The following is an 11,588-nucleotide window of genomic DNA, read 5'->3' as shown; positions in this document are numbered from 1 at the left end:
CACAGGTGCAACTTCTCACAGGTTCTGTTCAAAAACGAACAGATCCCCGCCAAAGTCCATTAGCTTTCACTCAGACGATACGGCAGAGCGCCGCGCATGTCATGGTCGACGATCAGCCTTCGCTTCAATGGTGGTACGGCGCGGCTGGCGCATTTCGTGCGCTCGCAGATCCGGCAGGATATGCCGATCGGATCGAACGCCGCGCGGTTGCCGAGATCGAGATCGTCGGCATAGACGAAGGCGTCGGCGTAGGAGATCTCGCAACCGAGCGCCAAGGCGTAACGCGGTTGTGCCGCGCGAAAGCCGCCACCGCCCTTGGTGATCTGCGTTGCAAGGCAAAGGTAGCGCACACCATCAGGCGTCTCAGCGAGCTGACGAATGATGCGGCCGGGCGTTTCGAACGCCTGATGCACGTTCCAGAGCGGACATGCCGCACCGAAACGGGCAAACTGCAGCTTGGCCGCACTATGGCGCTTGGTGATGTTGCCGGCCCGATCGATGCGGGCAAAGAAGATCGGCACGCCCTTCTGGCCCGGACGCTGCAGCGTCGACAGCCGATGACAGACCTGCTCGAGCGACGCACCGAAACGCGCCGCCAGCAGCTCGACGTCGTGCCGGAGCTCGCGCGCCGCCTTGTGAAAGGCCTGGTAAGGCAGGATCAGCGCACCGGCGAAATAGTTTTGCAGTCCAATGCGACAGATCTCGTAGGCTTCCTCCGTGCGGAAACCGGCGCCGCCGGCCACCCGGTCAATCTCTTCTCGGGCGTGCAGTTGAGCGATCTGCAGTGCAATCTGGAAATCGCGTGTCGCGGCCGGAGCATAGGGGTTCAGCGTCAACAGACGCGCACGCGGATCGTAGCGCCGGATCGCCTCGTCGCCGGCTGCACCCCGCAAGACACGCACGCCGTGGCGCTGCTCGAGATAGGCTGCCAGCGCCGCGTGGTTATCGCCCTCGCCAAGCCCGAGTTCGCCTCCAAGTCGCTCGGCGAGAACGTCGATATCGTGAATATAGTTGTCGACGAAATGGAAGAAGTCGCGAACTTCTTCATAGGGCGTCGTCTCCACCGAAGACCCGCCGCGGCCGATGGTATCGTCGATGCTGGCCAGTTGCTCGCTGTTGCGGCGATAGGCCTGGTGACAACTGATCAGCGCATGCGCAAGCCCCGGCGCATTCTGGGTGATCAGCTTCAATTCCTGCAGGCTCGGCGAATAGGTCTCAAACAGCGGATCGCTGAGCGCCTCCGACAGGGCAGACAGCAGCCTGTCGCCCTCCCCGGTCGAAAGTTCGGCAATATCGATCTGAAACTTTTCGGCGAGTGCGAGAAGAACGGAAGCCGATACGGGCCGCTGGTTGTTCTCGATCTGGTTCAGGTAGCTGGTGGAGATGCCGATGCGCTCGGCGAATTGCCCCTGCGTCGCCCGGTTTGCATCCCGAAGTTCCCGGACCTTGCGGCCGATATAGAGTTTGCCGATCGCCATATTCGCAACTTTGCAATTTACATTTCGCAATATTCTCTATTTCACATTTGCACATGAACGGGCGTTTTACCATCCTTCCTTCGACGCTATTGCGAAGCGACAAACGCCTCTGCACAATCACGGAAAAACCGGGAGGGAATTATGCGCGCCATACTTGAACAGGTCGAAGCTCGCCGGGCGGAGGCAAGAGCCGGCGGCGGCCAGCGCCGGATCGACGCCCAGCACGGCAAAGGCAAGCTGACGGCACGCGAGCGCATCGAGGTTCTGCTCGATGAAGATTCCTTCGAGGAATACGACATGTATGTCACGCATCGCTGCGTCGACTTCGGCATGGACAGCCAGAAGGTGGCCGGCGACGGTGTCGTCACCGGCTGGGGAACGATCAATGGCCGGCAGGTCTATGTGTTCTCCCAGGACTTCACGGTGCTCGGCGGCTCGCTGTCGGAAACCCACGCGCAGAAGATCTGCAAGATCATGGATATGGCAGTCAGGAACGGTGCGCCGGTCATCGGCCTCAACGATTCAGGCGGTGCGCGCATCCAGGAAGGCGTCGCCTCACTTGCAGGTTATGCCGAAGTCTTTCGCCGCAATGCCGAGGCATCGGGCGTCATTCCGCAGATCTCGGTGATCATGGGCCCCTGCGCTGGCGGCGCCGTCTATTCGCCGGCAATGACCGACTTCATCTTCATGGTGCGTGACTCATCCTACATGTTCGTCACCGGCCCCGACGTGGTGAAGACCGTCACCAACGAAATTGTCACTGCCGAAGAGCTTGGCGGCGCCGGCACGCACACGAAAAAGTCGTCTGTCGCCGACGCGGCCTACGAAAACGACGTCGAGACGCTTGAGCATGTGCGCCTGCTCGTCGACTTCCTGCCGCTCAACAATCGCGAGAAGCCGCCGGTCCGGCCGTTTCATGATGACCCGTCGCGGCTGGAACGCAGGCTCGACAGCCTCATTCCCGATAGTGCTGCCAAGCCCTACGACATGAAGGAGCTGATCCTTGCGCTTGCCGACGAGGGCGATTTCTTCGAGTTGCAGCAGAGTTTCGCGCGCAACATCATCACCGGCTTCATTCGCATGGAAGGCCAGACCGTCGGCGTCGTCGCAAACCAGCCGATGGTCCTTGCCGGCTGCCTCGATATCGATAGTTCGCGCAAGGCGGCCCGCTTCGTCCGGTTCTGTGACGCCTTCTCGATCCCGATCCTGACCCTCGTCGATGTGCCGGGCTTCCTGCCGGGCACCGCCCAGGAATATGGCGGCGTCATCAAGCATGGCGCCAAGCTGCTTTTCGCCTACAGTCAGGCAACCGTACCGATGGTGACACTGATCACGCGCAAGGCCTATGGCGGCGCCTATGACGTCATGGCCTCCAAGCATATCGGCGCCGACGTCAACTATGCCTGGCCGACCGCCGAGATCGCGGTGATGGGCGCCAAGGGCGCGACCGAGATCCTCTACCGCTCCGAACTCGGCGACGCCGAGAAGATCGCGGCGCGCACGAAGGAATACGAAGAGCGCTTCGCCAATCCGTTCGTCGCCGCAGAACGTGGTTTCATCGATGAAGTCATCATGCCCCACTCTTCGCGCCGCCGCATCGCCCGCGCCTTTGCCTCGCTTCGCAACAAGCAGGTCGATGTCCGCTGGCGCAAGCACGACACGATCCCCTTATGATGGAGGCAATCATGGAGCCGGAACGCGAACGCATCATGACACCGGAAGAGGCCCGCCGCGACCATCGCGAGATGCTGCGTTATCTGGCGGTCAATGCGCTCTATGGCCTTGCGACCGGCGCGACCGTCGCCGGCGTGCTGATCTGGCTCAACATCGGTGCGGTCGGCACCCATATCGCCCGCTCCACTAGCCCCATCCTCGCCACGGCCATGGTCGTCGTGCCGTTTGCGCTGCTCTTTGGCGGCGCCGTTGCGGCATCGTCGATCGCACTCCTGCCCTATCGGCGCAAATTCAAACGCTGACGCGACACCAAGGATTTGAAAGAGAAACGCATGTTCAAGAAGATCCTCATCGCCAACCGTGGCGAAATCGCCTGCCGCGTCATCAGGACCGCGAAGAAACTCGGCATCGCCACCGTCGCCGTCTATTCCGACGCCGACCGCGATGCCATGCACGTACGCATGGCGGATGAGGCCGTTCATATCGGCCCCTCGCCTTCGGCGCAGTCCTATATCGTTATCGACAAGATCATCGAGGCGATCCGTAAGACCGGCGCCGATGCGGTTCATCCCGGCTACGGCTTCCTGTCGGAAAATGCCGCCTTCGCCGAAGCGCTCGAGAAGGAAGGCGTCGCCTTCATCGGCCCGCCGGTTGGCGCAATCCAGGCGATGGGCGACAAGATCACCTCGAAGAAGCTTGCGGCCGAAGCTGGCGTCTCCACCGTTCCCGGTCACATGGGCTTGATTGCGGATGCCGATGAGGCCGTGAAGATCTCCGGATCGATCGGCTATCCCGTGATGATCAAGGCGTCGGCCGGCGGCGGTGGCAAGGGCATGCGCATTGCCTGGAACGACCAGGAAGCGCGCGAAGGCTTCCAGTCCTCGAAGAACGAGGCAAAGAACTCGTTCGGCGACGACCGGATCTTCATCGAAAAATTCGTGACCGAACCGCGCCATATCGAAATCCAGGTGCTCGGTGACAAGCACGGCAACACGCTCTATCTCGGCGAGCGCGAATGCTCGATCCAGCGCCGCAACCAGAAGGTCATCGAGGAAGCCCCCTCGCCGTTCCTGGATGCCGCCACCCGCAAGGCCATGGGCGAACAGGCCGTGGCACTGTCAAAGGCCGTCGGCTACCATTCGGCCGGCACGGTCGAGTTCATCGTCGATGGCAATCGCAACTTTTATTTCCTCGAGATGAACACCCGCCTGCAGGTGGAACACCCGGTCACCGAACTCGTGACCGGCCTCGATCTTGTCGAGCAGATGATCCGCGTTGCGGCCGGCGAAAAGCTCACCTTCGGCCAGGCGGATGTGAAGCTCAACGGCTGGGCGATCGAGAGCCGACTCTATGCCGAAGACCCCTATCGCAACTTCCTGCCCTCGATCGGCCGGCTGACGCGCTACCGCCCGCCTGTGGAAGGTGCAAACGACGACGGCACAGTGATCCGCAACGACACCGGCGTCTTCGAAGGCGGTGAGATCTCGATGTATTATGATCCAATGATCGCCAAGCTCTGCACCTGGGGACCGGACCGCCTGACGGCCGTCGAGGCCATGGCAGAAGCACTCGACCAGTTCGAGGTCGAAGGCATCGGTCACAACCTGCCGTTCCTCTCTGCCGTGATGCAGCAACAGCGCTTTCGCGACGGCCGCCTGACCACCGCCTATATCGCCGAGGAATTTGCCGACGGCTTTCTTGGCGTGACGCCGGACGAAGCATCGGCACGCAAGCTGGCGGCGATCGCCGTTTCCATCAACCAGGTCCTGCAGGAACGTGCCAGCCAGATTTCCGGCACGATCGGCAACCATCGCCGGATCGTCGGCTATGACTGGGTGGTCAATCTTGCCGATATGGACTTTGCGTTGACTTCGGGCGCTTCGGCCGATGGCGCCTATGTCCGCTTCGAAGACGGCACGTCCGCCTCGATCGCCGGCGACTGGACGCCGGGCCGCACGCTCGCCACCTTCAACATCGACAATCAGCCGATGAGGGTGAAGGTGGAACTGACGGGTACGGCGATCAGGCTGCGCTGGCGCGGCATCGACGTGATTGCCCGGGTCAGGAGCCCGCGCGTCGCCGAGCTTGCCAAGCTGATGCCGAAGAAGCTGCCGCCGGACACCTCCCGGATGCTGCTCTGCCCGATGCCCGGCGTCATCACCTCGGTCTCGGTCAAGGCCGGCGATACCGTGGAAGCGGGTCAGTCGCTGGCAATTGTCGAGGCGATGAAGATGGAAAACATCCTGCGCGCCGAGAAGCGCGCCACCGTCAAGCGCGTGGCCGTTACCGCGGGCGCGAGCCTCGCGGTCGACGAATTGATCATGGAATTCGAATGATGGTTGCTGTGCAATCACGTCCTCACCCTCATTCCTGTGCCTGTCGCAGGAATCCAGCAGCGCCGCGTGCGCGGTGCACGAGATCATTTCTTCACGCGAGAGACATCGCGTGACTGGATCCCTGTGACAGGCACAGGGATGAGGTCCGAAAGGTGCCCTTTGGGCCAAGGAGTTACCGATGAGCGATAAGACCGTGAAAGATTGGGAAAACCTCGCCGAGCGCGAACTCAAGACGGCGCCGGAAAATCTTACCTGGCAGACGCCGGAAGGCATCGCCGTCAAGCCGCTCTACACGGCTGACGATCTCGACGGCATCGGCCACCTTCGTTCCCTGCCGGGCTTCGCGCCTTTCCTGCGCGGCCCGCGCGCGACGATGTATGCCGGTCGGCCCTGGACGATCCGGCAATATGCCGGGTTCTCGACGGCAGAAGCCTCGAACGCCTTTTACCGCAAGAACCTCGCTGCCGGTCAGAAAGGCCTTTCGGTCGCCTTCGACCTTGCCACCCATCGCGGTTACGACAGCGATCATCCGCGCGTCGAGGGCGACGTCGGCAAGGCGGGCGTGGCGATCGACAGCGTCGAAGACATGAAGATCCTGTTCGACGGCATTCCGCTGGAGGAAATGTCGGTATCGATGACCATGAACGGTGCTGTCATCCCGATCCTCGCCTCCTTCATCGTCGCCGGCGAGGAACAGGGCGTTTCGCGCGACAAGCTGTCGGGGACCATCCAGAACGACATCCTCAAGGAGTTCATGGTCCGCAACACCTATATCTACCCTCCGGAACCCTCGATGCGCATCGTTGCCGATATCATCGAGTACACGGCAAAGGAGATGCCGAAGTTCAACTCGATCTCGATCTCCGGCTATCACATGCAGGAGGCCGGCGCGACGCTGGTGCAGGAGCTCGCCTTCACGCTCGCCGATGGCCGCGAATATGTGCGCGCCGCCCTTGCCAAGGGCCTGAACGTCGACGAGTTCGCCGGTCGCCTCTCCTTCTTCTTCGCCATCGGCATGAACTTCTTCATGGAAGCCGCCAAGCTTCGGGCAGCGCGGCTGCTGTGGACGCGGATCATGACGGAGTTCGAACCGAAGAAGCCGTCGTCGCTGATGCTGCGCACCCATTGCCAGACGTCAGGCGTCTCGCTGCAGGAGCAGGATCCTTATAACAACATCATCCGCACCGCCTTCGAGGCGATGTCGGCCGCCCTTGGCGGCACCCAGTCGCTGCACACCAATTCCTTCGATGAGGCGATTGCGCTGCCAACCGAGTTTTCGGCGCGCATCGCCCGCAACACCCAGCTGATCCTGCAACATGAGACAGGCGTGACCAAGGTCGTCGATCCGCTGGCGGGCTCTTATTATGTCGAGAGCCTCACCAACGAGCTGGCGGAAAAAGCCTGGGCGCTGATCGAAGAGATCGAGGCGATGGGCGGCATGACCGAGGCGGTCAATGCCGGACTGCCGAAACGGCTGATTGAAGAGGCGGCCACCCGCCGGCAGGCGGCGGTCGACAAGGGCGAAGAAGTGATCGTCGGCGTCAACAAATACCGTCTCGACAACGAAGAGCCGATCGACATCCTGGAGATCGATAACACCGCCGTGCGTGCCGCCCAGATCCGCCGGATCGAGGAAACCAAGCGTCGGCGCAATTCGCTGGATGTGGCAAAGGCACTGGCCGCCATCACCGAATTTGCCCGCACAGGTGACGGCAATCTGTTGGCCGCCGCGGTCGAGGCGGCCCGTGCCCGGGCAACCGTCGGAGAGATCTCCGACGCGATGCGCGCGGCCTTCGGCGACCATGCAGCAACCCCCAAGGTGGTCAGCAAGATCTATGGCAAGGCCTATGAGGGTGAGCCTGAACTGGCGGTGCTTACCGAGCGGCTGGGCGAAGTCTCGGGCAAGCTCGGCCGCAAGCCGAAGATCATGGTGGCAAAGCTCGGGCAGGACGGCCACGACCGCGGCGCCAAGGTGATCGCCTCGGCCTTTGGCGATATCGGCTTTGATGTTCTGGCCGGTCCACTGTTCCAGACCCCCGAAGAGGCGGCAGACCTGGCGCTTGCCAGCAAGGTCAACGTCATCGGTGTGTCATCGCTTGCCGCCGGCCACAAGACCCTGATGCCGCAGCTTGCCGATGCCCTGAAAAAGCGCGGCGGAGAGGATATCATCGTCATCTGCGGCGGCGTCATCCCACGGCAGGATTACGAGTATCTGATGGACAACGGCGTGTCCGCCGTCTTCGGCCCGGGCACGAATGTCCTTGATGCCGCCCGCGCGGTGCTCGACCTGATCGAAGGCAAGCGTCGAAATATCTGAAGCCTGACTGCACCGGGATTCCATCGGTGCCTTCGTCAAAGGACGGACGGGGCAGCGCACAATAGGGCTCCTTCCAGTCCGCTCGGTGTTCGACAAGCAAGAGCCGAAGTCGAAACGGGTGTAACATTGCTGTCTGGAACCCGAGCGGCGCGCACAATTGTCCAAGGACCGTTTTTCCGCCGGGGTTCAATCTGCGGGAGGACGGCAATGCGCAAACTTCAATCGCAAGGGGTCCATCACATCACGCTCGTCGGCGCGAACCGCCAGACGTCGATCGACTTCTGGGAGGGCGTGCTCGGCATGCCCTTCATCTTCGAGCAACCGAACCTCGACAGGGCGGCGGAAAGCCATCTTTATTTCGATCCGGGCGATGGCCGCCTGATCACCGTCTTCACCGACGAGGCCCGCAAGCCCAATCCCGATCGGACATCGACGGATATTGGCTGCGTGCATCACATCGCCTTCGCCGTCTCGCGCGCGACGTTCCAGCAGGCGGTCGACCGTCTCAACGAGCGGGAGATCCGCAATAGCGGCGTCAAGGATCGCGGCTTTATGGATTCGATCTATTTCGAGGACCCGCTTGGCCTGCTGATCGAGCTTGCGTCCTATCGGTTCGAACCGCCGGCCGGCCATACGCATGCCGAGGTGCTGATGGAAGCGCACCGGATTCGCGTCGCCCGCAGCGACTACGCCATCGCCGAGGAGCATCTCGCCGATGCCATCGAGGCCTTGGTCGAGCGGAACCGGCCTTCATTGTCAACCGATCGGGTGCCCAGGAATCCGTACTGAGCACCCCCGCGAAAAAAGGGAGGAACACTCGTGTCTGCAATCAAACTCAATGTCATCAAGCCCAGCGTCAACAACCTGACGGCCCGCGTGTTCGTTCGCGCCGCAGGACTCGATTTCAGCGAGCATGACGTTTATGGGCTGACGCGCTCGGCCGAGTATCTGGCGAGGGCGCCTTCGCACCTGACGCCGATGATCGAAACGGCGGATTTGCCCAAGGGCGCACTGTGGGAAAGCTGCGCGATCATGCAGTATCTCTGCAACAAGCACGGGCTCAACGACTTTTATCCGAAGGATCCCGAGGCGCGCGCAATGATCGACAGCGCCATGTTCTACCTGATCGGCACCTTCTATCCCTATCTCGCGCGCGCCACTTATCCGGTGCTCAAGTTCCCACAATATCCGGGCGAAGTCGGCTATAGTGATGCAGACGCCGACACTAAGGAGCATGCGCGCAAGCAAGCTGCGGAGGCGCTGGCCGAACCGCTCGAAGTCTTCCACACGTTCTATATGGGCGAGAAACCCTTCATCGGTGGCACCAAACCGTCGATTGCCGACATGAGGCTTGCAGCGACGCTCGAATTCCTCGCGGTAATCGACTATTCCCTGCCGGCCTGGGCGGCGACCTATATGGCGGCGATCGAGAAATCGCTCGGCAACGCCTACTCCGAACCCGCCGCAGATGTTCGCGGCTATATCGACTACGTGAGAGCCCAGAGGCAAGAGGAACTGACAGGAAATAAACGTGATCGAATAGAATGAGTGAGAGCGGATGCGGGAGAAGAACCGCAATGGCGGCAGCGGCCGTTCATTGGACAAGAAGCGCTATGCCGGTCGCGCCGAGCGCCAATGTCCAAAGACGATCGAAGTTGATCCACGCCGAGCGCAGGGCCGCGAGACCAAGCCACTCGAAGACCGCGAGCGCGACCGCCGCGATGACCGCGAGCATGGCGCCGCTATGCACCGCAAGGGCGGCAAGCGCGACCGGGAGTGAGCTCACCATCGGCATTGCGAGGTCGCCGGAGCGATCGGCAAGACAGAGGCTGAGCACTGCGGGCACCAGCATCAACCCCGCCCCGTGGCTCGTTGCCATCAGGAAGGACCAGAACGCAAGGCCGGCCATGCCGGTTCGCATTCCCACTCTGACGCGTTGGCGGTGTCCGTAAACGGCGCCGTAGGCGGCAAGGCCAAGTATGAGCGAGGCGGCGGCAAGCCTGAAGCTGTCCAGATCCAGGGCTGCGCCGAATACGATGACCACCACCAACACGGTCGCGATGGAAATCGCATGGCCAATCGCAATGGGAAAAAGGGACAACCAGACGGTCCGCCGGCTCTGGCGGTGAAGCCCCAGCGCCACGGCGAAGAGCCAGCCCATCGCCGGATTGAGACCGTGAAAGGCGCCGAGGCCGGCAAGCGAAAGCCATGGCCAGAAGGTCGTCATTCGCCATGGTAGGGCCGCACGCCCGCACCCTCCTCATGGATAACAGTAGGAATCGGACGAGCAGTCCCCGCCTTCCAGGCGAACCTGATGCGGGCGATGGCCTTTCGGCCAATCGACGAAGAAATTCTCGTCAAACGCGATCCCGCCGCCCTCATTGACATCCAGCTTGACCATCCACCCGTCGATACCGTCGGGATAGAATTGCGGGTCGATTGCGCCATAGAGCGAATTGGTGAAATAGACCCGCTTGCCGTCCCGGCTGATCTCCACCATTTGCGGCCCGCCGCTCAACGCTCCGTTTGCAGCCTTCGGATGGGTCGCACGTGAGACGATCCCACCGATGCGCACCCGGCCCGTCTCCTTCGGCGCGAATGGGTCGGAAACATCATACTGGATCATGTCTCCGGTGCCCCAACAGGAAACGTAAAGGAACCGATCGTCCATCGATAGGTCGATGTCCGTGACGAGCGGCGCGACCGCGCCGAAGCCCTTGAGCACGGGCGGCAGGAGATCCGGATCGGCGGGCTCCGCCGGGATCTCTATCACCTTCTTGACCGCCCATTGGTCTTTGTCGCGATACCAGGTCCAGATCGATGCCGAGAGGTCCTTGAGGCTGATGACACAGCCGACAAAGCCATAGGCCTTGGTCGGATCGTGGGCCGGGCGCAGTTCAAAGATGAGCTGGTGCTCCTCGCCGAGGTCGATCTCCTGCAAGTGCTTGCGCTTGTGCAGATCCCAGAAGTGCAGCCTGCGGCCGTATTTCGAACCGAGCAACACTTCCGGAACCAACCCGTTCTCGAAGGTGTCCGGCGTGCCCCATTCGCTGGTAATCAGCGTGTCGTGACCGAGATGCCACCAGAAGTCATAGGCGAGCTTCTGCGGTCCACGATCCATTTCCCATTGGCCGAGCACGTCGAAACTCCGGTGATCCAAGAGAAAGATGCCGCCGGGCGCATTGCCGTCGCGGTCGGCGAGCGCGTTGACGTAGATGCCCTCGGGGCCGCAATGGACGGTGTGCATCCGCGAATAGTTCGCCTTTTCGGCAATTTCGGAAGGCTCGATCACGCGGATGATCTTCGGATTGCGCGGGTCCGGCTTGGTGTCGATGATGTGGAGCCGCGAGGATCTCAATCCCGGCACTACGAGATAGCGGCGCTCGACATGCGGGTGCGGCGCATTGGGGCAAAGACAGGACGAGCAGGCGTTCCAGCCGAAATGATGGAGCTCATCGCCAACGTTCGGCATGTCGACCTGTGCAACGATTTGCGAATAGCTCGGTGACGTCGGGTCGACATCAACCACGGCGATAGCATCCGGCCTCGCTCGCTCAGGATCGAAGGCTGCGACATAGGCCAAGGTTTCCTTGGGAGCCTTGGCCGCCATGCGTGGTGAAGGATAAAAAGAAGGATCGGGTCGCCACGTCGCCATTTCCATTCTCCCTGGAGAATTCCCAATGCGTGGATCCTGATGCAGGCTTTGGTGATGCGGCAAAAACGCGTCGGAAATGCGGCGCATTGCCTCATTTCCTCAAAAGGAGAGATGCGGCTTCCTGTCGG

Annotated in this window: 9 protein-coding genes; 6 read left to right on the top strand and 3 right to left on the bottom strand. The window is 61.7% G+C overall.

Annotated features, from left to right (window positions below; genetic code table 11):
* Window positions 1-59: 59 nt before the first annotated feature.
* Window positions 60-1,478, bottom strand: a complete 1,419-nt coding sequence (locus ASD52_RS04390; RefSeq protein WP_057223131.1) for an XRE family transcriptional regulator — start codon at window positions 1,476-1,478, stop codon at window positions 60-62.
* A 141-nt stretch (window positions 1,479-1,619) separates the two neighbouring features.
* Here ASD52_RS04390 and ASD52_RS04385 point away from each other — a divergent pair, with 141 nt between their 5' ends.
* The 6 genes from ASD52_RS04385 to ASD52_RS04360 all read left to right on the top strand — a co-directional run bounded on the left by ASD52_RS04385 (window position 1,620) and on the right by ASD52_RS04360 (window position 9,353).
* Entirely contained in the window at window positions 1,620-3,152 is a 1,533-nt protein-coding gene (locus tag ASD52_RS04385; RefSeq protein WP_057223130.1) for an acyl-CoA carboxylase subunit beta, read from the top strand.
* A gap of 11 nt (window positions 3,153-3,163) precedes the next feature.
* Entirely contained in the window at window positions 3,164-3,454 is a 291-nt protein-coding gene (locus ASD52_RS04380) for a hypothetical protein (RefSeq protein ID WP_025429057.1), read from the top strand.
* A 30-nt stretch (window positions 3,455-3,484) separates the two neighbouring features.
* On the top strand, window positions 3,485-5,488 hold the full coding sequence (locus ASD52_RS04375; protein WP_057223128.1) for an acetyl/propionyl/methylcrotonyl-CoA carboxylase subunit alpha: 2,004 nt from the start codon (window positions 3,485-3,487) through the stop codon (window positions 5,486-5,488).
* Between the two features lie 178 nt (window positions 5,489-5,666).
* Window positions 5,667-7,805: a methylmalonyl-CoA mutase gene (scpA, locus tag ASD52_RS04370; protein WP_057223120.1), complete on the top strand. Its 2,139-nt coding sequence runs from the start codon at window positions 5,667-5,669 to the stop codon at window positions 7,803-7,805.
* Window positions 7,806-8,012: 207 nt separating this feature from the next.
* Window positions 8,013-8,594 (top strand): VOC family protein, encoded by a 582-nt coding sequence (locus ASD52_RS04365; protein ID WP_057223116.1) that lies wholly within the window; start codon window positions 8,013-8,015, stop codon window positions 8,592-8,594.
* A 30-nt stretch (window positions 8,595-8,624) separates the two neighbouring features.
* Window positions 8,625-9,353 carry a glutathione S-transferase family protein gene (locus tag ASD52_RS04360; RefSeq protein WP_057223115.1) on the top strand — a complete coding sequence of 243 codons (729 nt, stop codon included), beginning with the start codon at window positions 8,625-8,627 and terminating at the stop codon, window positions 9,351-9,353.
* Between the two features lie 46 nt (window positions 9,354-9,399).
* Here the strand turns inward: ASD52_RS04360 and ASD52_RS04355 are convergent, their stop codons facing one another.
* Window positions 9,400-10,032, bottom strand: a complete 633-nt coding sequence (locus tag ASD52_RS04355) for a hypothetical protein (RefSeq protein WP_057223113.1) — start codon at window positions 10,030-10,032, stop codon at window positions 9,400-9,402.
* Window positions 10,033-10,065: 33 nt separating this feature from the next.
* The gene (locus ASD52_RS04350; RefSeq protein WP_057223111.1) at window positions 10,066-11,460 is read right to left on the bottom strand and encodes a selenium-binding family protein; all 1,395 of its coding nucleotides are present in this window, start codon (window positions 11,458-11,460) and stop codon (window positions 10,066-10,068) included.
* Between the last annotated feature and the right edge of the window lie 128 nt (window positions 11,461-11,588).

This window comes from Ensifer sp. Root142 (assembly GCF_001426785.1).
Lineage (GTDB): Bacteria > Pseudomonadota > Alphaproteobacteria > Rhizobiales > Rhizobiaceae > Ensifer > Ensifer canadensis.
Note: the sequence above shows the minus strand (reverse complement) of the source record. Positions and strands in the feature narration are given on the sequence as shown.